This is a genomic window from Streptomyces adelaidensis, assembly GCF_016598475.1.
Lineage (GTDB): Bacteria > Actinomycetota > Actinomycetes > Streptomycetales > Streptomycetaceae > Streptomyces > Streptomyces adelaidensis.
This window is the reverse complement of record NZ_JAEMUX010000002.1, coordinates 48,763-70,590: the sequence shown is the minus strand read 5'-3', so window position 1 is coordinate 70,590 and position 21,828 is coordinate 48,763. Positions and strand designations below refer to the sequence as shown.

The following is a 21,828-nucleotide window of genomic DNA, read 5'->3' as shown; positions in this document are numbered from 1 at the left end:
GCTGCCACCCGACTCCCTTCCCCCCGGTTCCCCTCCCCTCGGTGGCTTTCCGCCGCTCTCGGCCGAGCGGATCGCCGCCGGTGTCCGCGCTCGTGAACTCCGTGCCGTCGACGTGGTCGCTGCCTCGCTCGCCCGTATCGAGCGGGCGGACTCCGTGCTGTGCGCGTTCGCCGAGGTGTGGGAGGAGGAGGCGTTGCGCCGGGCGGCGGCGGTGGACGAGCAGGTCGCCGGGGGTGTGCGGCTGCCGTTGGCCGGGGTGCCGATCGGGGTGAAGGGGCGGGCCGGGCTGCGCGCGGCACCGGCGCGGGCGCTGATCGCGGCCGGGTGCGTACCCGTCGGGGCGACCTCCGTGCCCGGCTCCGGTACGCACTGGCAGACCTGGGGTCTCGGGGCCGGCGGCCGGACCGTCAACCCCTGGCGGGCCGACCGGACGCCGGGCGGATCGTCGGCCGGGTCCGCCGCGGCGGTGGCGGCGGGCCTGGTACCGATGGCCACCGGGTCCGACGGCGCCGGGTCGGTACGCATCCCGGCCGCCTGGTGCGGCGTCGTCGGCCTCAAGACCACGAACGGACGCCTGCCGTCCGCCGACCGCACGGGTCTCGCGGCAGCCGGCGTCCTCACCCGGTACGCGTCGGACGCGGCGGCGTACTGGCGTTGCGTGCGAGGCGAGGAGGAGGGCGAGGGGTACCCGTCTGCGCCCCTCACCGCCGTATGGTCGGCGGACCTCGGGTTCGCCGACACCGACCCCGAACCCGCCGCGCTCGCCCACGGCGCCGCGCTGCGCCTGGCGGACACCGGTCTCGTACGGCTCGTACAGCTCGTACAGCTCGTACGGCGGAACTCGTCGCTGGTACGCCTGGAGGACCCCGGACCCGCTTGGCTGGCCCTCCGCGCCGCGCCCGGCACCGACCCCTCGGCCGTGCGGGACGCCGACCGGCTCCGCGCCGAGAACGACCGGCGGCTCGCCGCCCTCTTCGCGGACGCCGATCTGATCCTGACCCCCACCACGCCCAACGCCCCGCACGGCCACGACGGCCCCGGCGACCGTTACTCCACAGCCCTCACCTGGGCGTTCAACCTCAGTGGCCACCCCGCGATGAGCATCCCGGCGGGCTTCGACTCCGACGGCTGCCCGGCCGGCCTCCAACTGGTGGCCCGGCACGGGGAGGAATCCCTGCTGCTACGGCTGGCGCGTGCCGCCGAAGCCGCCGAAGCCGCCCGGCCGTCGTACCCCGAACGAGAGCGGGAGAGCCCGGCATGAAATGGACCGTCCACGGCTAACGCACGCTCCACGACACCCCGTGGGTGCGGCTGCGCTCGCTGGACGTCGAGCGGCCCGACGGCACCCGCGGCGACTACCACGTGGTCCGGCTGCGGGACCTCGCCGTCACCGCGGCCGTGGACGACCGACGGCGGGTGCTGATGATGTGGCGCCACCGCTTCGTCACGGACACCTGGGGCTGGGAGCTGCCCATGGGCCTGGTCGAGGACGGGGAAGGGCCGGCGGAGGCGGCGGCGCGGGAGCTGGAGGAGGAGACGGGGCGGCGGCCGGGGGCGCTGCGGGAACTGCTCTGCGCCGAGCCGGCGGCCGGGATCACCGACACCCGGCACTTCGTGTTCCGCACGGACGACGCGCGACGCGTCGGCGAGCCCACGGAACAGAACGAGTCCGACCGGCTGGAGTGGATCCCGCTCACCGACATCCCCGGCATGATCGCCCGCCGGGAGATCGTCAGCAGCGCCACCCTGGTCGGCGTCATGGCCCTGCTGCTGGAACTGCCGCCCAAGGAGCCGGACGTACGGGCGTGACCCCGTCCCTACGACCGTGCCCGCACCCTCTTGGACCGCGCCCTCCTGGCATCACATGCGCATACATATATCGTCTACGCATGTAATCGTCGTACGCAGCGTACCCGCGTGCCGCATACCCGATAAGCATGTCCAGGGGGACCCCCATGACACGCCGCTTCCTCTTCGTCCTCGGCAGCAGTCGGCGGGACGGCAACACCGAGGCTTTGGCCCGCGTGGCCGCCGAGCAGTTGCCCGACGGGGTGGAGCAGCGCTGGCTGAGCCTCGCGGAGCATCCGCTGCCGGACTTCGAGGACCTGCGTCACGACAGCGACCACGTACGGCCGGAGGGCGACAACCGGGCGCTGCTGCTGCACGCCACGCTCGCGGCCACGGACATCGTGATCGTGTCGCCGCTGTACTGGTACTCCGTCTCGGCCGGCGTCAAGCGCTACCTCGACCACTGGTCGGGCTGGCTGCGCACCCCCGGCGTCGACTTCAAGAAGACGCTGGCGGGCCGCACCCTCTGGGGCGTCACCGTGCAGGCCCACCAGGAGGAGGAAGTCGCCGAGCCCCTCATCGGCACGCTGAACCACTCCGCCGCGTACATGGGCATGCTCCCCCACTGCCTTAAGGGCGTGGGCGGTACCCCCATCGGCGGAGTCCTCCTCGGCAACGGCAGCAAGCCCGGCGACGTACTCCGCGACTCGGCGGCCCTGGCCCGCGCGAAGACGTTCCTCACCGAGGAACCGCCGTTCGCGCGCTTCCCCTACGACACCGAGGAGGCTGCCGCTTGAGAGGTGTCAGGAGGCGATGTCCTTCGCCGTGAACCTCGCCCACGCCGCCGCCCCGAACACCGCCGCGTACACCGCCTGGAGGCCGAGGTTGCGTTGGAGGTCGTCCCAGTAGACGGGCTCGCGCATCAGATCGGCGAAGGAGAGCCAGTAGTGGGAGAAGAAGTACGGGTGGAGGGCGTCGAGCTGGGGGATCTGGTCGAGGATCTGGACGGTGATGAGAAGCCCGACCGTGGTGGCCATCGCCGCGATGCCGCTGTTGGTGAGGGTGGAGACGAACAGCCCGAGGGCCGCGATCCCGATCAGTGACGCGGCCACCGCCAGGGCGATCAGCAGCGCCCGCAACAGCCCCTCTGCGAAGCTGATGGACGTACCGGAGATCGTCGTCAGGTCCCCGAGTGGGAACAGCAACGCCCCGACGGCCAGCGCGGAGGCCGCCACGACGAGGGTCGCGACCAGGCAGAACGTCATGGTGGCCGCGTACTTGACGAGCAGCAGCCGGGTCCGGCCGGCGGGCGCGACCAGCAGATAGCGCAGGGTGCCCGCGTTGGCCTCGCCCGCGATCGCGTCCCCGGCGATCACGCCGACGGCCATCGGCAGGAAGAAGGGGAGCGTCGCGGCCAGCGCCGTGAACACCAGGAACAGCCCGTTGTTGGTGATCTGCGCGATGAACGCCGGCCCGCCGCCTCCGCCACCGCCGCCGGGTCCGCCGCCCATCGACGACCCGTCACCGGTCTCGATCCGCACCGCGATCCCGACGAGGACGGGCACCGCCGCGAGCACGGCGAGCAGCGCGATCGTCCGCCAGCGCCGGAAGGTGGTGACCAGCTCGCTGCGGAACAGTCCGAACGTCCAGAGGAAGCCGGGTGTACGGGCGGCGGGCGAAGCGGCCTCCGCCGTGGCCACGTCCGTGGCCGTGGCCTCGACACCGTTCGTCTCAACCCGCGACATCGAAGCCCTCCCCCGTCAGCGCCACGAACGCGTCCTCCAGGGAGGCCCGTTCGAGGCCGAAGCCGCGGACGCGGACGCCCGCGGTGACCAGTGCGACGTTCAGTTCGGCCAGGTCGCGGTCGGGGGGCGGCGGTTCGCCCGTCACCCGGTCACCCTCGCCCTGCCCTCGGCCCTCCCCGGCGGCCACCACGACATCCGCGATCCCCTGCTCCTTGAGCACCCGGGCCGCGTCCGCCGCGTCGGGGGTGGTGACGACCAGGCGCCCGCGCGCCCCCGCCGCCAGCTCACTCACCGGGCCCTGGATGATCAGCCGCCCCTGCGCCATGACGGCGGCATGGGTGCACACCTGCTCGATCTCGTCGAGCAGGTGTGAGGAGAGGAAGACGGTGGTGCCCTCGGACGCCAACTCCCGTACCAGGGCCCGGATTTCCCGCATCCCCTGCGGGTCGAGCCCGTTGGTCGGCTCGTCGAGGACGAGGAGGCGGCGCGGCTGGAGCAGCGCCGCCGCGAGGCCCAGCCGCTGTTTCATGCCCAGCGAGTACGCCTTCGCCTTCTTGCCGGCGGCGGCCGAGAGCCCGACCCGGTCGAGCGCCGCCGCGACCCGCGTACGCCGGGTGCGCGGGTCGGCGGCCCGGTCGGCGGAGTCGTAGCGCAGCAGGTTGTCGCGCCCGGAGAGGAAGCCGTACAGGGCGGGTCCCTCGATGAGCGCGCCCACGTGCGGGAGCACGGTGCGGGCGGAGCGCGGCATGGGCCGGCCGAGGACCCGGGCCGTGCCCGAAGTCGGCTCGATCAGGCCCATCAGCATCCGGATGGTGGTGGTCTTGCCCGAGCCGTTCGGGCCGAGGAAGCCGAAGACGCTGCCGCTGGGAACCTTCAGTTCCAGGTGGTCCACGGCCACCTGGCCACCGCGGAAGGTCTTGGTCAGCCCCTGGGTGTGGATGGCCGCTGCGTCGTTCATGGCTCCCCTCGGGTACGGCCGGTGGGCCGGGACGGCTGCCTCGCCGTCCCGGCCCACGGTCAGGCGTCGCTACTTCGCCGCGTTGGCCGCCTTCACCAGCGCGTCCTTGGTCACGGCACCCGCGTACACCTTGCCGTCCTCGGTGAAGAGGACGTTGATCAGCCGGGTCTTGAAGACCGTACCGGAGCCGAAGTCACCGCTGACCTGGTCGCCGAGGGAGTTCAGGAACCCGTCGACACGCGAGTCGCCGGTGGTGTCGGAGCCGCCGGTGGGCAGGCCGCCCTCGGAGCCGTTGTCGAACTCGGCGATGGTGCTCCAGCCCTTGCCGATGGTCTTCAGCCCGTCGAGCCCGCTCGCGAACTCCTCCTCGGAGCCCTTGGAGTCCCGGGAGCCCTTGGCGTCCTTGGAGGCCGCGTCCTTGTCGAAGTCCTCGAACTTGGACTTGGAGTCGTGGTGCCCGGACTCCTCCATCTCGTCGGCCTCGGTGACCTTCGCGCCCTTCGGCGGTGTGAAGTCGAACGTCGACGCGCTCGGCTTGCCGAAGTCGACCTGGGTGAAGCCCACGTCCACGACGGCCGCGCCGCCGCTCGCCGGGGTGAGCGTGAACTTCAGCGGCAGCCCCGTCTTCGCGTCGACGGCGATCGAGATCGCCCCGACCGTCGAACCGGACTGCTTCGGCTCGATCACCAGCTTGTACGCGTCCCGCCCGGCGACCTGCGCGGTCCCGTCGACGGTCACGGACGTGGTGTCGTCGACGGCCTTCAGGGCCTCCTCGGCGAACTCCTGAGGCGTGGCGGGCGCGTCCTCGGGCGCGTCCTCGCCCTTGCCGGCCTTCTGGTCCTTGCCCTCGCCGGCCCCGTCCGCGTGGTACACCTCGTTCGAGGCGCTGTCGTACGCCCACATGTCGTCGCCGTTGTGGATGACGCTGTACTCGGCGGCGTCGTCCAGCAGCGACAGCTTCTGCTTGTCGGGGCCGTCGGCGGCGATCCGCAACGTGTGTGTGCCGGTGGCGAGTTCGAGGAGCTTGGCGGAGGGGTCCGCGGCCGAGCCGCCGTCGCCCCCGGAGGCCCCCTGCGACATCAGGCCGTCCGCCAGACCGCCCAGGTCGGGCAGGCCCAGATCCGTGGTGATCTTCACCGTGCCGGACACCTGCTGTACGTCCGATTCGGCGATCTTCTCGATGAGTTCCTGCGCGCTGATCTTCGGCAGATCGGGGTCACCGGAGCCGGCGAAGGCCGGGACGAGCCCGATGGTCGCGGCGGCCACGCCCAGCACGGTGGCCGGAACGATGTACCTCGCGGCCTTGCGTCGTCGAGCCGAGCGCACCTCCTCGACCTCGGCCGCGAGCGCGGCCGCGTCACCGGACCGGGCGCTGTCGTCGGTTTCGTACGGTGCCATGTGTGCCTTACCTCCGTCGTCGGCGGCGGCGTCTACCTAGAGCCGCCATTCTCACCCGAATCGGTGAGGAGTGGTGATACCCATCTGACCAAATGTGCCGGCGAGCGTCGTCAGACTCGGGGCTCAACTCGACGTACTGCTACGGGATGACATGGCGAGGTGGCACTTCCCCGAACCCGTAGGGGTCGTGGGGTCGTCGGGTCGTCAGGTCGTCGGGGCGTCGGAGGAGGCGCCGCCGACGGCGATTTCAGCCCGTCCGGCGTTTGAGGACGAGGCCGAAGGCCTACAAGGGGGGTCTGGGGGCGCAGCCCCAGAGGGGCACACCACCGCCGGGTGCCTGACCCGGCCGCTCAACCAGCCCGGTGCACAACCGCGTCGCACAGCTCGACCAGCGCCGCCTTCGCGTCGCACTCCGGCAGCGGCGCCAGTACGGCCCGCGCCTCCTCCGCGTAGCGGATCGTGTCGCGGCGGGCCTGCTCCAGGGCGGGGTGGACCCGGAGCCGGGCCAGGGTCTCGGCGTGGCGGGCGTCGTCGGTGAGGTCGGATTCGAGCAGCTCGCAGAGCGCGATGTCGTCCGGCAGCTCCAGCCGCCCCGCCCGCTCGCGCAGCCGCAGCACCGGCATCGTGGGCACGCCCTCGCGCAGATCCGTGCCCGGCGTCTTGCCGGACTCGTGCGTGTCGGAGGCGATGTCGAGGACGTCGTCCGCGAGCTGGAAGGCGACGCCGAGCCGCTCCCCGTACTGGGTCAGCACATCGACCACGGTCTCGTCGGCGCCCGCCATCAGCGCGCCGAGCCGCCCGGCGACCGCGACCAGCGAGCCGGTCTTGCCGCCCAGCACGTCGAGGTAGTGGTCGATCGGGTCGCGCCCGTCGCGCGGCCCGGCGGTCTCCAGGATCTGCCCGGTGACCAGCCGCTCGAAGGCCTCCGCCTGGATGCGTACGGCGTCGGGGCCGAGGTCGGCGAGGACGTGCGAGGCGCGGGCGAAGAGGAAGTCACCGGTGAGGACGGCCAGGGAGTTGTCCCAGCGGGCGTTGGCGCTCGGCACGCCCCTGCGCACCTCGGCCTCGTCCATCACGTCGTCGTGGTACAGCGTGGCGAGATGCGTCAGCTCGACCACCACGGCCGAGGGGACGACCCCCGGCGCGTACGGGTCACCGAACTGCGCGGCGAGCATCACGAGCAGCGGCCGGAACCGCTTGCCGCCCGCCCGCAGCAGATGCTGGGCGGCCTCCTGGATGAAGGGGACCTCGCTCTTGGTGGCCTCCAGCAGACCCTCTTCGACGGCCGCCATTCCGGCCTGGACATCGGCTTCGAGAGCCTGGTCCCGCGCGCTCAGCCCAAACGGCTCGACGACGGTCACGAGGGGTCTCCTGTCTGCTGACGTCTGCTGACGGTCACACGGTCGGGCTAGGTCGGTCTCACGGTCGATGACAAAGTTTGTCGATCTGTCGCTGCCATCACCCGAGTCAGCGTATCCGGTCACCTTTCGATCACCACGAGCGCCCACGGCTTCGGCCCAGGTGGCACGGGATCGGGCTCGCCATATTCTTGATCAACTCATAGGTACCGATATCCACCGACGCGCGTGCCGCCCGGGTACCCGACACCCGGCCCCGGGTACCCGCCCCTCCCCCGGAGACGCCCGCGCGCTCCACGGCCGACCGGAATCCATCGGGCATCCCTCCCGAAACCCTCCGCAACCCATCGGGACCGCCGTCCGGAATCCCCGCGAGAGCCCTTCCCGCACCCTCGCCCGTTTCGCCCCAAATATTCACTAGATGCACCATACGCACCCCTGTCGCACCCTCCATCACTCCTCTCACCGCATCACCCCATAACCCAAGTTGACCGAATTGCGGCTTACCCTGCACTTCACCCGACTCCTCCCGTGAGTTGGGTCACGCGCACCCTGCGCGACACCCCACTCACCCCCGCACACTTCCCCTTTGCGGTAGGCAAGTTGAGCCGCCTTCCAGATCCAAAACCGGGGCGCGATCTCATCAAAGTCAAGGTCAACTGCACCGGCCCGTGAAGCCGGGGCTTGTTCCTGTCGTGTGCTCTCGCATACGTTCACACCCCGTCCGGACGGACCGCCGAATCCTGCCACCGCCCGGACTCCCCACCCATCACCACTCATCCACGCACGGCAGGAGCGGGGGACCCAGGTAAGTCGCCGGTCTGTACCGGCTCGGGGTGAAGCCACGCACAGCACGCACAGCACGCCCGGCGGACGCGGCACGCAACGCGACCGCCGGACGGCACACGCATGGCCGGGCATCTCCCGCCCGAACCCGACAGCTCACCTCGCAGGCGCCGGAGAGGAATTCGTCATGCCCGCACGAGGCAAGCACCGCCGCCCCAGAAACAACCCGTTGACCCGTGGGGTCGTCGCCGCCGGAACGGGCGGGGCCGCACTCGCCCTGCCGCTCATGGTCGCCACGACCGCGCACGCCGCCACACCGGCCCAGGCCGTCACCTCCGTACAGTCGGCCCCGCAGTCCGCGCCGACCGTCACGGGGCCCAAGTCCCTGACGTACACCGTGGTCTCCGGTGACACCCTCTCGTCGATCGCGCGGAAGCACGGCACGAGCGGCGGCTGGCAGCGGCTCTACCAGGACAACCGCGCGGCCGTCGGCGACGATCCGCGGCTGATCCACCCGGGCCTGAAGCTGAAGGTCAGGTCGACGAAGTCGGCCAAGCCCGCCAAGGCTTCCACGACCTCCACGGCCTCCACCACCACGTCCGAGGCGTCCACGACCACGCAGGCAGCGCTCAAGACGTACACGAACGACCTCGACGGCTGGATCCGCGAGTCGCTGGACATCATGGCGCAGAAGGGAATCCCGGGGTCGTACGACGGGATCCACCGCAACATCATGCGCGAGTCGTCGGGCAACCCGCAGGCCATCAACAACTGGGACTCCAACGCCGCCGCGGGCACCCCGTCGAAGGGCCTCCTCCAGGTCATCGACCCCACGTTCGCCGCGTACCACGTGTCCGGCACCCCGTACGACCCGTACGACCCGGTCGCCAACATCACGGCGGCGTGCAACTACGCCGCCGCGAGGTACGGCTCCATCGACAACGTGTTCGGGGCCTACTAAAACCCCCTGCCTCCCTGGGCGAACAGCCGGTCCAGCACCACCGCGATCCCGTCCTCCTCGTTCGAGAGGGTCACCTCGTCGGCGACGGCCTTGAGCTCGGGGTGGGCGTTGGCCATGGCGACCCCGTGCGCGGCCCAGTCGAACATGGGGATGTCGTTGGGCATGTCACCGAAGGCGATGGTCTCGTCCGCGGTCAGTCCGAGATGCTCGGCGGCCAGGGCGAGGCCCGTCGCCTTGGTGATGCCGCATGGCTGGAGTTCGACGGTGCCGGGCCCCGACATGGTGACCGTCGCCAGCGAACCGACCGCCATGCGCGCCGCCGAGGCCAACTCGTCGTCGGACAGACAGGGGTGGCGCAGCAGCACCTTGCTGATGGGTTCGCACCACAGGTCGTCCCGGCGCGGCACGCGTACGGCGGGCAGCGTGGGGTGCGGCATGAGGTAGCCGGGCTCGATCAGGGTGAGGCCGTGGACCCCGTCCTGGTCGACGGCCGCGTACAGCTGTCCGACCTCCGCCTCGATCTTGCCGAGCGCGGTCTCGGCCAGCTCCCGGTCGAGGGTGACGGACCAGAGCAGCCGGTCCGCGCCGTGGTCGTACAACTGCGCGCCCTGCCCGCACACCGCGAGCCCCCTGCTGCCGAGGTCTTCGAGCAGCGGGCGCACTCTCGGCGCCGGCCGTCCCGTCACCACGAGATGCTGAGCACCGGCCTCCGCGGCCCGCGCCAGGGCGGCGAGGGACCGGTCGGAGAGCGTGTCGTCACTGCGCAGGAGCGTTCCGTCCAGGTCAGTGGCGATGAGTGAATATGCGGTGGGAGCGGCCATGATCAGAGAATACGGATGCGGCGCCCCATCGGTTCGACGCGAACCGGACGACGTCCGGCATCCCGACCGCGACACCGCACCCCTATGTCAACATCCCTTTCCCGAACGGCAGTTCAGCCGGGCATGGGGTCACCGCCCAGTGCGGCGCCCCGACCGAGCTCATCCCGGCCCCGCTCACCCATGCGCCCCCGCCAGATGCCGAGCCAGCCGAGGCGAGGCGAACTCCGTCCCGCACACGAACCGCATCACCGGCCCGTACGACGCCGCCGCGGGCAACCCCGTGAAGTACAGCCCCGGTATCGAGGACCGGAACCCCGCGCCGAGCACCGGCGCCCCCCGGCTCACGCTGAGTTCCGTGCGGAGTTCATGCCCGAGGAACCCCATGGCACCGAGGTCGACGCGGTAGCCGGTCGCCGCGATGACATGGTCGGCGGCCACCTCCTCCCTACGCCCCTCGTGGCCTTGGAGAGCCAGGAGCGGACGCCCGTCGACGACGGCGGCCCGCGCGACCCGCGCCACCTCCCGCACCTCAACCCGCCCCTCGAACCGCTCCCGCAGCCACCACGCGCCGAGCGGCCCGAGCACCCGGCGGACCAGGAAGTGCCGGGTGGCGGCGGGCAGATACCGGTACGGCTGCGGGTAGTAGCTGAGCGCGTACAGCGACCAGGCCCGGCCGAACGGCGACTCGGGGCGCAGCCGGGACTGCTTCCACGGGGGCGCGCCGAAGGCCACCGAGCCCCGGCCGCGCGCCACCACACGCACCCGCGCGCCGGCCTCGGCCGCCAGCACCGCCGTCTCCAGGGCGGACTGCCCCGCGCCCACGACGATCAGTTCCTTGTCCTTGAACCGGCTGAGGTCCGGATGCTGTGAGCTGTGCGAGACGGGCCCCGTGGGGGTGGGTCCGTCGACGGCCGCGCCGGCCAGCTCGGCCGGCAGATGCGCCAGCCCGAACAGCCCGCTCGCCACGACGACGGCCCGGGCCGCGAACAACTCCCCCGAGTCCAGCTTCAGTTCGAAGCCGCCCCCCTTGCTCCGGTCCACGGACACCACCCGCACCCGCTCCAGCTCGGGCACGAGCCGCTGCTGGAACCACTCCCCGTACGAGATGAACGTCTCCACGGGGATGATGTCCTCGTCGGTCACCAGCCGCCGGATGCCGGCCACGTCGCAGTAGTCGAGCAGGGTGTGACCGCGCTGCGGGGCGTCCATGCTGGACGCCGCCGGGGTCGATTTCAGGATCATCCCGGCGGGCATGTTGTCCCGCCAGCTCACCATGGGTTCGCCGAAGACCCGGACCGGAATGCCATGCGCCCGCAGATGCGCGGCGGTCGACAGGCCGAACGGCCCGGCACCGATGACTGCCACCGGTTGAATCACGAAGTCCCTCCCCAGGACGCGATGTGCCTACCTCGTGTACTCACTGCCCGGGCGCCCGCCTAGGGGCGCACCGGAGTGTTGCCGAGACGGTTGGTCCGCCACAGCTGATAGAGGTGCTTGGCCCCCGGCCGCACGAAGCGCGCCAGCATCGTGACGAACGGCAGCGGGTCGTCACCCGCGAGCCACGCCAGCTCCGTACCGCTCGCGCGAGCCGGCGCGTGCGGGGTGGTGTAGCCGCTGCGCCGGTAGGCGAGCAGAGCCGGCAGATCGATGTTCTCCACGATGTACCGCCGCCCGGCGAGCTGTTCCCCCTCCGGCACCGGACGCCCGGTCAGATCGAGATGCATGGCGCGTACGACGTCGATCCCGGCCTCGTTCTCGAAGAGCCGGAACTGCGCGCCCATCCGCGGGTTGAAGTCGAGCAGCTTGTACTGCCCGTCCCGCCGGTCGAACCGCAGATCGAGATCGATGACGCCGCTGAACCCGATCTGTTTGATGAAGCGCGCGGCGATGTCCGCGAGCTCCGGGTTGTCGACGACGTAGGCGTTCGCCGTCATCCCCGCGTGCGGCGGCCACGACCGCACCTTGACCCCCGTGAACAGCGCGAGGGGGGTCGAGTCGGCGTCGAAGTACGCGTGCACGATCCAGTCCTCGGCGTCCTCCCGGGGCAGGTACTCCTGAAGGATCACCCCGGGCCGTTCGCCCCAGCCGCGGGCCAGCCGGAGCAGCCCCGCCCGGTCGGCGATCCGTGTCGTCCCGTTGACGGCCGGCTGCCGCCGCCGCTCGAAGGCTTCCCGGTTCTTGGCCACGACGGGAAAGCGGGCCCGTTCCGCGAACCGCTCGACCTCCTCGTACGACTGTGGAAAGGCGCTGGCGGGACTGGCGATCCCGTACTCCACGCACAGCTCGTGGAGCCCCTGCTTGCTGGCGAGCCGCCGCGGCAGCTTGCCGTCGACCCGGGGAAAGAAGAACCGCGCCGCCAACTCCTCCTGGTGCTCGGCGATGAGTACCGCCGCCTCCTCATCGGTCGGAATGAGGACGGTGGGCCGCCCGATCTCCCGGCCGATGCGCAGCAGCCGCTCCACCAGCCACTCCGGCTCCTCCGTGCCGGTGGTCGGCCAGACGAAGGCCCGCCGCAGGTAGCGCGAGACGGCGGCCGGTGTGCAACGGTCCTCCGTGATCGCGTACATCGGCACACCGAGCCGCCCCAGGCTGCGGATAGCGCCGACCCCGCCATGGTGCAGCGGATAGTCACCGAACTTCACGACGAGTCCCGGGACGCTGCGGTCCGCCTGTACCGGCGCATTCCGAGCACCCCTGGCCACGGGTCCCCCCACGTGTCCCCCCCCTACCGGACCCGGACCCACCCCGTCCGCGTCCCCCACAGGAAGCTAAGCCGGAACCCCTCCTTCCGACCCTCCCCTATCAGGACATTGCGAACTCTTTAGACACTCCCCGATCTTCGCAACGCCACGTAACGTGTGCCGCGACCAGAGGTACGACGGATCACACGAGAGCGAGGCAGCACCCGATGCCCCCCTTCGATGTCCCCGAAGGCGATCCCTTCGATGTCCCCGAGGGCCACCCCTTCGGGCCGCACAACCTCCCCTACGGCGTCTTCTCCCCCGCCGGCTCGACCGCCCGCACGGTGGGCGTCCGCCTGGGCGACCACGTGCTGGACGCGGCCGGAGCCGCCCTCGCTCTCGGCTCCCCGTACGCCACGCTCCTCGCCCACCCCACCCTCAACCCCCTGCTGGCGGCGGGCCGCACCACGTGGTCGGACATCCGCCGCGCCCTCACGGCCTGGCTGACGGTCCCGTCCCACCGCGAGACGATCGCCCCCCACTTCCACCCGCTCTCCGCAGTGACCCTCCATCTCCCCTTCGAGGTGGCGGACTACGTGGACTTCTACGCCTCGGAGAACCACGCCCGGAACGTGGGCAAGATCTTCCGCCCCGACTCCCCGGACCCTCTGACCCCCAACTGGAAGCACCTGCCCATCGGTTACCACGGCCGATCCGGCACGGTTGTCGTCTCCGGCACCGAGGTGGTACGCCCCGCCGGCCAGCGCAAAGCACCCACCGACCCGGCACCCGTCTTCGGCCCCTCCACCCGCCTGGACATCGAGGCGGAGGTCGGCTTCGTGGTCGGCGTCCCCTCCGACATGGGCCACCCGGTGGAACTCGGCGACTTCCGCGACCACGTCTTCGGCCTCTGCCTCCTCAACGACTGGTCCGCCCGCGACCTCCAGGCCTGGGAGTACGTCCCCCTCGGCCCCTTCCTCGGCAAGTCCTTCGCCACCTCCGTCTCGGCCTGGATCACCCCCCTGGACGCCCTGGACGAGGCCCGCGTCTCCCCACCCGAGCGCACCCACCCCCTCCTCCCCTACCTGGACGACTCCGCCCCCGACATCGACCCCGGCGGCTACGACCTCCACCTCACCGTCACCGTCAACGGCCACGTCATCTCGGAGCCCCCCTTCTCCACCATGTACTGGACCGCCGCCCAGCAACTCGCCCACCTCACCGCCAACGGCGCCTCCCTCCGCACCGGCGACCTCTACGGCTCCGGCACAGTGAGCGGCCCCACCCCCCACCAACGCGGCTCCCTCCTGGAACTCACCTGGAACGCCCAAGACCCCCTAGACCTCCCCACCGGCAAACGCACCTTCCTGGAAGACGACGACGAGGTGACCATCACGGCCTGGGCCCCGGGCCCGAACGGGACACGGGTAGGCCTGGGCGAGGTAACGGGCAGGGTCGTACCGAGGGACTAGGACGCGGAGGGAAACGTACGACCAGAGGATCCACCCCGACGGCGGGCCCGGCCGCGTACGGCGAGAGCCACGTACGGCGGGCCGGCGACACACGGCGAGAAGGGGGCGTACCTGGGGGTGTCCGCCCGCAGCGGCCGGCGCGTCAACAGGCTGAACTTCTCAGGCGACCCATTCCGCGCCAGACCGAGGACGGACCCCCCCCGGCGCGCCCCCGACGCACCCACCGAACCGCACGCACCCACCCACCCACGGCCCCAAAGGCACCCCAACCGCCGGGGGCACCCATCACACGTCTCCTACGTCCAGTCCTCCGGCTCGGGCTCCGCCTCATCGTCCGGCCAGTCGATCCCACCGTCCGCATTCGAGGCGCCGGCCTCACGCGCCGCCCCCCTCGCCCCGCCGGAGCCGGAGGCCGACGCGCTGCCGGACGGAGCCCCAGCCAGCACCCCCAGCACCCCCTCCCCGTACGTCGCCAGCTTCTTCTCCCCGATTCCGCTGATGGTGCCGAGCTCGGCGACGGACGTGGGCCCCATCGCCGTGATCTCACGAAGCGTGGCGTCGTGGAAGATCACGTACGCTGGGACCCCCTGCTCACGTGCCTGCTCGGCGCGCCAGGCACGCAGCGCCTCGAAGACGGGCAGCAGCTCCGCCGGCAGTTCGACCGCGGCGGCCTTGGCCTTGCGCTCACCCCGGCCGGAGCCGGAGGAACCCGATCCGGAGGAACCGGAGCCGCCCGAAGCCGACCGCGAGGTCACCGGCTTCTTGGGCCCCTTGCGCAGCGGTACGTCCCGCTCCCGCCGCAGTACCGTCCCGCTCTCCTCGGTGAGCACGAGCGTGCCGTACTCGCCCTCGACGGCGAGGAGCCCCTGGGCGAGCAGCTGCCGTACGACGCCCCGCCATTCGCCCTCGGCCATCTCCTCGCCGATGCCGAAGACGGAGAGCTGGTCGTGGTCGAACTGAATGACCTTGGCGGTCCGCCGCCCCAGCAGGATGTCGACGATCTGCACGGCGCCGAACTTCTGCCCGCGCTCCCGCTGCAGCCGCACGACCGCGGAGAGGACCTTCTGCGCTGCGACGGTGCCGTCCCAGGTCTCCGGCGGTACGAGGCAGGTGTCGCAGTTGCCGCAGCCGTCGGCCTGCGGTTCCTGGCCGAAGTACTGGAGCAGCTGGCCGCGCCGGCACTGGGCGGTCTCGCAGAGCGCCAGCATCGCGTCGAGGTGGGCGGCGGCCCGGCGGCGGAACGCCTCGTCGCCCTCGCTGCCCTGGATCATCTTCCGCTGCTGTATGACGTCGTTCAGGCCGTACGCCATCCATGCCGTGGAGGGCAGCCCGTCACGGCCGGCGCGGCCGGTCTCCTGGTAGTAGCCCTCGACCGACTTCGGCAGGTCCAGGTGCGCGACGAACCGTACGTCGGGCTTGTCGATGCCCATGCCGAAGGCGATGGTCGCGACGACCACGAGCCCTTCCTCCCGCAGGAACCGCGACTGGTGTGCCGCGCGGGTGCCCGCGTCGAGCCCCGCGTGGTACGGCACCGCCTCGACGCCGTTCTTGCTCAGGAACTCCGCCGTCCGCTCGACGGAGTTGCGGGACAGGCAGTACACGATGCCCGCGTCGCCGGGGTGCTCCTGGCGCAGGAAGGACAGCAGCTGCTTCTTCGGGTCGGCCTTGGGGACGACCCGGTACTGGATGTTGGGCCGGTCGAAGCTGGCCTCGAAGTGCCGGGCCCCCGGCATGGCCAGCCGCTCGGTGATCTCGCGGTGCGTGGCGTGGGTGGCGGTGGCCGTGAGCGCGATGCGCGGTACGTCGGGCCAGCGCCGGCCCAGCAGCGACAGGGACAGGTAGTCGGGCCGGAAGTCGTGTCCCCACTGGGACACGCAGTGCGCCTCGTCGATCGCGAACACCGAGATCTTGCCGCGCCCCAGCAGATCCAGCGTGGTGTCGAGCCGCAGCCGCTCCGGCGCGAGGTACAGCAGGTCCAGTTCCCCGGCGAGGAACTCGGCCTCGACCACGCGCCGCTCGTCGAAGTCCTGCGTGGAGTTGACGAACCCGGCGCGCACGCCCAGGGCCCGCAGCGCGTCCACCTGGTCCTGCATCAGCGCGATCAGGGGGGAGACCACAATGCCCGTACCGGGTCTGACCAGGGACGGGATCTGGTAGCAGAGTGACTTGCCGCCGCCGGTCGGCATGAGCACGACGGCGTCGCCGCCCGCGACCACATGGTCGATGACCGCTTCCTGCTCACCCCGGAAGGCGTCGTAGCCGAAGACCCGGTGGAGTACGGCCAGCGCCTCGCTCTCCGCAGGGCGCCCGGCGCCCATGGCCCCGCCCGGCCCCGGAGCCGTCCCGCCCGCTCCCGGCCCCGCCGTCATGCCCTCGTCCGCCATCACACTCGTTCCGCCCATCCCGTATGTACCGGTCGTCCCGGTCATCGTCTGTCCCCCGTGTTCCGCGCCGCCGTGCTTCCTCCAGCCCCTGCCACGATAGGCGCCCGCACCGACAGCCTCAGAGTTATCCACAGGCTCCACCCTTCGGAGCGCGCCTCGCCCACGTTCAGCCCCATGGACGACCCCGCCTGACGCCCCCAGGCCGACCCACCGAGCCCCAGCTCGACACCGGCACACAACGGCGGGGCCCCGCCTCCCGAAGGAGGCCGGACCCCGCCGCACAACCGCGCAACCCAGCGGAGCTCTACCGCACGAACACCCCCGCCTGCCCCGCCAGATCCAGGAAGTACTGCGGCGCGACACCGAGCACCAGCGTGACGGCCACCCCGACCCCGATCGCGGTCATGGTCAGCGGTGACGGCACGGCGACCGTCGGCCCCTCCGGGCGCGGCTCGCTGAAGAACATGAGCACGATGACGCGGATGTAGAAGAACGCGGCGATGGCCGAGGAGATCACACCGACCACGACGATCCCGCCCGCACCGCCTTCCGCAGCCGCCTTGAACACGGCGAACTTCCCGGCGAATCCGGAGGTCAGCGGGATGCCCGCGAAGGCCAGCAGGAAGACCGCGAACACGGCCGCCACCAGCGGTGATCTGCGGCCGAGCCCGGCCCACTTGGACAGATGGGTGGCCTCGCCACCCGCGTCCCGCACGAGGGTCACCACGGCGAAGGCGCCGATGGTCACGAACGAGTAGGCGCCCAGGTAGAACAGCACGGACGAGACGCCGTCGGGCGAGGCCGCGATGACACCGGCGAGGATGAAGCCGGCGTGCGCGATCGACGAGTAGGCGAGCAGTCGCTTGATGTCGGTCTGGGTGATGGCGACGATCGCGCCGCCCAGCATGGTGACGACGGCGACGGCCCACATGACCGGCCGCCAGTCCCAGCGCAGGCCGGGCAGGACGACGTAGAGGAGCCTGAGCAGCGCGCCGAAGGCGGCCACCTTGGTCGCTGCCGCCATGAAGCCCGTGACCGGCGTGGGCGCGCCCTGGTACACGTCCGGTGTCCACATGTGGAAGGGCACCGCGCCCACCTTGAACAGCAGGCCCATGATGACCATGGCGGCGCCGATGAGCAGCAGTACGTCGTTGCCCATCGTGCCGGCGAGGGCGGGGTTGATGTCGCCGATGGTGCCGTCGACGACCTGGGCGATCGTCGCGTACTTCACGGAGCCCGCGTACCCGTACAACAGGGCGATGCCGAAGAGGGTGAAGGCGGAGGCGAAGGCGCCGAGGAGGAAGTACTTGACCGCGGCCTCCTGTGACATGAGCCGCTTGCGGCGGGCCACGGCGCACAGCAGGTAGAGCGGGAGCGAGAAGACTTCCAGGGCGATGAAGAGGGTCAGCAGGTCGTTGGCGGCCGGGAAGACCAGCATGCCGCCGATGGCGAAGAGCAGCAGCGGGAACACCTCGGTGGTGGTGAACCCTGCTTTCACGGCGGCTTTCTCGCTGTCGCTGCCGGGCACGGAGGCGGCCTGTGCGGCGAAGGAGTCGACCCGGTTGCCGTGCGCCTCGGGGTCGAGGCGGCGCTCGGCGAAGGTGAAGACGCCGAGGACGCCGGCGAGGAGGATCGTGCCCTGCAGGAATAGGGCCGGTCCGTCGACGGCGATCGCGCCCATCGCGGCGATGCCGGCCTTCGTCGTGCCGTAGCCGCCCGCCGCGAGTGCGACGACCGCGGCGAAGGCGGCGGCGAGTGCCACGACGGAGACGAACATCTGGGTGTAGTAGCGGGACTTGCGTGGCACGAAGGCCTCGACCAGCACCCCGATGATCGCCGCTCCGATGACGATCAGTGTGGGCGACAATTGCCCGTATTCGATCTTCGGCGCGTCGATCTTGGTGATCGGGTCGGCCGCGGTTGTCCACAGGCTGTGGACGGCTGATGCGCTCACTTGGCCGCCTCCACCTCGGGCTGGGGGTCCTTCTTCTGGACGTCGGACATGGTGTGCTCGACCGCCGGGTCGACGATGTCGGTGAGCGGCTTCGGGAAGACGCCCAGGAAGATCAGCAGGACGATCAGGGGGGCGACCACCACGAGTTCCCGCGCCCTGAGGTCGGGCATTCCCTCGACCTCGGCCTTGACCGGGCCCGTCATCGTCCGCTGGTAGAGGACGAGGACGTAGAGCGCGGCGAGGACGATGCCGACGGTGGCGATGATCCCGATCACCGGGTAGCGCGCGAACGTGCCGACCAGGACCAGGAACTCGCTGACGAACGGGGCGAGGCCGGGCAGAGACAGGGTGGCGAGGCCGCCGATCAGGAAGGTGCCGGCGAGCACCGGCGCGACCTTCTGGACGCCTCCGTAGTCGGCGATGAGCCGGGACCCGCGCCGCGAGATCAGGAAGCCGGCGACCAGCATCAGGGCGGCCGTCGAGATGCCGTGGTTGACCATGTAGAGCGTCGCGCCGGACTGGCCCTGGCTGGTCATCGCGAAGATGCCCATGATGATGAACCCGAAGTGCGAGATCGACGCGTACGCGACCAGCCGTTTGATGTCCCGCTGGCCGACGGCGAGCAGCGCCCCGTAGATGATGCTGATGAGCGCCAGGACGAGGATCGCGGGCGTCGCCCACTTGCTGGCCTCCGGGAACAGCTGGAGGCAGAAGCGGAGCATCGCGAAGGTGCCGACCTTGTCGACGACCGCCGTGATCAGTACGGCGACCGGGGTGGTGGCCTCGCCCATGGCGTTGGGCAGCCAGGTGTGCAGCGGCCACAGGGGCGCCTTCACGGCGAAGGCGAAGAAGAAGCCGAGGAACAGCCAGCGTTCGGTGCTGGTCGCCATCTCCAGTGAGCCGTTGGCGCGGGCCTCGGCGATCTCCTGGAGCGAGAAGTTCCCGGCGACCACGTACAGGCCGATCACCGCGGCCAGCATGATCAGGCCGCCGACCAGGTTGTAGAGGAGGAACTTCACGGCGGCGTACGACCGTTGGGTGGACGCCGTCTCCTCGCCGTGCTCGTGGGCACGGTCCCCGAAGCCGCCGATGAGGAAGTACATCGGGATGAGCATGGCTTCGAAGAAGATGTAGAAGAGGAAGACGTCGGTGGCCTCGAAGGAGATGATCACCATCGCCTCGACGGCCAGGATCAGGGCGAAGAAGCCCTGCGTCGGCCGCCACCTTGTGTTGCCGGTCTCCAGCGGGTCGGCGTCGTGCCAGCCCGCGAGGATGATGAACGGGATCAGCAGGGCGGTGAGCGCGACGAGCGCCACCCCGATGCCGTCCACGCCCAGTTCGTACCTCACCCCGAAGTCCGCGATCCAGGCGTGGGACTCGGTGAGTTGGTAGCGGTCGCCGTCCGGGTCGAAGCGGACCAGGACGATCACGGCGAGCACGAGCGTGGCCAGCGAGACGCCCAGGGCCAGCCACTTGGCCGCGTTGCGCCGCGCGGCCGGTACCGCGGCCGTGGCGATCGCCCCGAGGGCCGGGAGCACCGCCGTCGCTGTCAGCAGAGGAAAGGACATCGGTATCAGACCGCCCTCATCAGCAGGGTCACGGCGATGAGGATCGCAGCGCCGCCGAACATCGAGACCGCGTACGAGCGGGCATAGCCGTTCTGGACGCGGCGCAGCCTCCCGGAGAGGCCACCCATGGTGGCCGCCGTGCCGTTGACGACACCGTCGACCAGGGTGTGGTCGACGTACACGAGGGAGCGCGTGAGGTGCTCTCCGCCGCGGACGAGGACGACGTGGTTGAAGTCGTCCTGGAGCAGGTCGCGCCGGGCGGCCCGGGTGAGCAGCGATCCGCGCGGGGCGGCGACGGGGACGGGCCCCCGCCCGTACTGGAGCCAGGCGAGGCCGACGCCGATGACCATCACGGCGACCGTGGCGGCGGTGACCGTCAGCGCGCTGATCGGCGGGTGGCCGTGCGCGTGCTCGGTGACAGGCTCCAGCCAGTGGATGAACCGGTCGCCGAGGCTGAAGTACGCGCCGCCGAAGACCGATCCGACGGCCAGCACGATCATGGGGATCGTCATGACCCTGGGCGACTCGTGCGGGTGCGGTTCCGCGTGCTCGCCGTGGTGCTCGGCGGCGGGCTCCACGCTCGGCTCCGCCGGGGAGGCGGTGGGCCGGCTGCGCCAGCGTTCCTCTCCGAAGAACGTCATCAGCATCACGCGCGTCATGTAGTACGCGGTGATGGCCGCGCCCAGCAGGGCCACGCTGCCGAGGATCCAGCCCTCGGTGCCGCCCTTGGCGAAGGCCGCCTCGATGATCTTGTCCTTGGAGAAGAAGCCGGACAGACCGGGGAAGCCGATGATGGCGAGGTAACCGAGGCCGAAGGTGACGAAGGTGACCGGCATGTACTTGCGCAGGCCGCCGTACTTGCGCATGTCGACCTCGTCGTTCATGCCGTGCATGACCGAGCCGGCGCCGAGGAACAGGCCGGCCTTGAAGAAGCCGTGCGTCACCAGGTGCATGATCGCGAAGACGTAGCCGATGGGGCCGAGGCCGGCGGCCAGCACCATGTAGCCGATCTGCGACATCGTCGATCCGGCGAGGGCCTTCTTGATGTCGTCCTTCGCGCAACCGACGATCGCACCGAAGAGAAGCGTGACCGCGCCGACCACGGTGGTGACGAGCTGCGCGTCCGGGGAGCCGTTGAAGATGTCGGCGGAGCGGACGATCAGGTAGACGCCGGCGGTCACCATGGTCGCGGCGTGGATGAGGGCCGAGACGGGGGTCGGGCCCTCCATCGCGTCCCCGAGCCAGGACTGCAGCGGCACCTGGGCGGACTTGCCGCAGGCGGCCAGCAGCAGCATCAGCGCGATGGCGGTCAGCTTGCCCTCGCCGGTCTCACCGGTGGCCTCCAGGACCGGCCCGAAGGCGAAAGTCCCGAAGGTGGTGAACATCAGCATGATGGCGATGGACAGGCCCACGTCGCCGACGCGGTTGACCAGGAAGGCCTTCTTCGCGGCGGTGGCGGCGCTGGGCTTGTGCTGCCAGAAGCCGATCAGCAGGTACGAGGCGAGGCCGACGCCCTCCCAGCCGACGTACAGCAGCAGGTAGTTGTCGGCGAGGACGAGCAGCAGCATTGCCGCGAGGAACAGGTTCAGATAGCCGAAGAAGCGGCGTCGGCGCTCGTCGTGCTCCATGTACCCGATCGAGTACACGTGGATGAGCGAGCCGACTCCGGTGATCAGCAGGACGAACGTCATCGACAGCTGGTCGAGCTGGAAGGCGACGTCCGCCTGGAAGCCCTCGACGGGGATCCAGCTGAACAGGTGCTGGCCCATCTCGCGGTGTTCGGCGTCCTTGCCGACCATGTCGGCGAAGAGGACGACGCCGATGACGAAGGAGGCGGCGGCGAGGGCCGTGCCGATGAGGTGGCCGACGGCGTCGAGGCGCCGGCCGCCGCACAGCAGGACCGCCGCTCCGAGCAGGGGCGCCGCCACCAGCAGCGCAATCAGGTTCTCCACGA

Annotated in this window: 16 protein-coding genes; 5 read left to right on the top strand and 11 right to left on the bottom strand. The window is 70.8% G+C overall.

Going from position 1 to position 21,828, the window contains the following annotated elements; genetic code table 11:
• Position 1 precedes the first annotated feature (1 nt).
• The 3 genes from I8N67_RS01235 (at position 2) to I8N67_RS01225 (ending at position 2,585) form a co-directional block, all read left to right on the top strand.
• Positions 2 to 1,261: an amidase gene (locus I8N67_RS01235; RefSeq protein WP_200300776.1), complete on the top strand. Its 1,260-nt coding sequence runs from the start codon at positions 2 to 4 to the stop codon at positions 1,259 to 1,261.
• A gap of 44 nt (positions 1,262 to 1,305) precedes the next feature.
• Positions 1,306 to 1,809, top strand: a complete 504-nt coding sequence (locus I8N67_RS01230; RefSeq protein WP_307835114.1) for an NUDIX domain-containing protein — start codon at positions 1,306 to 1,308, stop codon at positions 1,807 to 1,809.
• Between the two features lie 146 nt (positions 1,810 to 1,955).
• Positions 1,956 to 2,585: a flavodoxin family protein gene (locus tag I8N67_RS01225; protein ID WP_200300663.1), complete on the top strand. Its 630-nt coding sequence runs from the start codon at positions 1,956 to 1,958 to the stop codon at positions 2,583 to 2,585.
• Positions 2,586 to 2,591: 6 nt separating this feature from the next.
• Here I8N67_RS01225 and I8N67_RS01220 read toward each other — a convergent pair whose 3' ends face one another.
• The 4 genes from I8N67_RS01220 to I8N67_RS01205 all read right to left on the bottom strand — a co-directional run bounded on the left by I8N67_RS01220 (position 2,592) and on the right by I8N67_RS01205 (position 7,250).
• Positions 2,592 to 3,533, bottom strand: a complete 942-nt coding sequence (locus I8N67_RS01220) for an ABC transporter permease (RefSeq protein ID WP_200300662.1) — start codon at positions 3,531 to 3,533, stop codon at positions 2,592 to 2,594.
• Entirely contained in the window at positions 3,520 to 4,491 is a 972-nt protein-coding gene (locus I8N67_RS01215; protein ID WP_200300661.1) for an ABC transporter ATP-binding protein, read from the bottom strand. Before I8N67_RS01215 ends, I8N67_RS01220 begins: the two co-directional genes overlap by 14 nt.
• A gap of 69 nt (positions 4,492 to 4,560) precedes the next feature.
• Complete coding sequence (locus I8N67_RS01210) at positions 4,561 to 5,889, bottom strand: LolA family protein (RefSeq protein WP_200300660.1); 1,329 nt, start codon at positions 5,887 to 5,889, stop codon at positions 4,561 to 4,563.
• Positions 5,890 to 6,239: 350 nt separating this feature from the next.
• On the bottom strand, positions 6,240 to 7,250 hold the full coding sequence (locus tag I8N67_RS01205) for a polyprenyl synthetase family protein (protein ID WP_200300659.1): 1,011 nt from the start codon (positions 7,248 to 7,250) through the stop codon (positions 6,240 to 6,242).
• Positions 7,251 to 8,220: 970 nt separating this feature from the next.
• Here I8N67_RS01205 and I8N67_RS01200 point away from each other — a divergent pair.
• Positions 8,221 to 8,994, top strand: a complete 774-nt coding sequence (locus I8N67_RS01200; RefSeq protein ID WP_200300658.1) for a transglycosylase SLT domain-containing protein — start codon at positions 8,221 to 8,223, stop codon at positions 8,992 to 8,994.
• On the opposite strand, the gene I8N67_RS01195 is transcribed toward I8N67_RS01200, so the two are convergent.
• The 3 genes from I8N67_RS01195 to I8N67_RS01185 form a co-directional block, all read right to left on the bottom strand.
• The gene (locus I8N67_RS01195) at positions 8,991 to 9,815 is read right to left on the bottom strand and encodes an HAD family hydrolase (RefSeq protein ID WP_200300657.1); all 825 of its coding nucleotides are present in this window, start codon (positions 9,813 to 9,815) and stop codon (positions 8,991 to 8,993) included. The genes I8N67_RS01200 and I8N67_RS01195 overlap by 4 nt on opposite strands.
• A gap of 174 nt (positions 9,816 to 9,989) precedes the next feature.
• On the bottom strand, positions 9,990 to 11,192 hold the full coding sequence (locus I8N67_RS01190) for an NAD(P)-binding domain-containing protein (RefSeq protein WP_200300656.1): 1,203 nt from the start codon (positions 11,190 to 11,192) through the stop codon (positions 9,990 to 9,992).
• Between the two features lie 59 nt (positions 11,193 to 11,251).
• Positions 11,252 to 12,529, bottom strand: coding sequence for a carboxylate--amine ligase (locus I8N67_RS01185; RefSeq protein ID WP_372443602.1), 1,278 nt, complete (start codon positions 12,527 to 12,529; stop codon positions 11,252 to 11,254).
• Between the two features lie 194 nt (positions 12,530 to 12,723).
• Between I8N67_RS01185 and fahA the strand changes: the two genes are divergently transcribed.
• Positions 12,724 to 13,968 carry a fumarylacetoacetase gene (gene fahA, locus I8N67_RS01180; RefSeq protein ID WP_200300654.1) on the top strand — a complete coding sequence of 415 codons (1,245 nt, stop codon included), beginning with the start codon at positions 12,724 to 12,726 and terminating at the stop codon, positions 13,966 to 13,968.
• Between the two features lie 296 nt (positions 13,969 to 14,264).
• Here fahA and recQ read toward each other — a convergent pair whose 3' ends face one another.
• The 4 genes from recQ to nuoL all read right to left on the bottom strand — a co-directional run bounded on the left by recQ (position 14,265) and on the right by nuoL (position 21,826).
• Positions 14,265 to 16,370, bottom strand: coding sequence for a DNA helicase RecQ (recQ, locus tag I8N67_RS01175; protein ID WP_372443607.1), 2,106 nt, complete (start codon positions 16,368 to 16,370; stop codon positions 14,265 to 14,267).
• A 286-nt stretch (positions 16,371 to 16,656) separates the two neighbouring features.
• Entirely contained in the window at positions 16,657 to 18,306 is a 1,650-nt protein-coding gene (gene nuoN, locus I8N67_RS01170) for an NADH-quinone oxidoreductase subunit NuoN (RefSeq protein ID WP_200300653.1), read from the bottom strand.
• On the bottom strand, positions 18,303 to 19,874 hold the full coding sequence (locus I8N67_RS01165) for an NADH-quinone oxidoreductase subunit M (RefSeq protein ID WP_200300652.1): 1,572 nt from the start codon (positions 19,872 to 19,874) through the stop codon (positions 18,303 to 18,305). The genes nuoN and I8N67_RS01165 overlap by 4 nt, the downstream gene beginning before the upstream one ends.
• Before the next feature lie 5 nt (positions 19,875 to 19,879).
• Positions 19,880 to 21,826, bottom strand: a complete 1,947-nt coding sequence (gene nuoL / locus I8N67_RS01160; RefSeq protein WP_200300651.1) for an NADH-quinone oxidoreductase subunit L — start codon at positions 21,824 to 21,826, stop codon at positions 19,880 to 19,882.
• Positions 21,827 to 21,828: the final 2 nt, after the last annotated feature.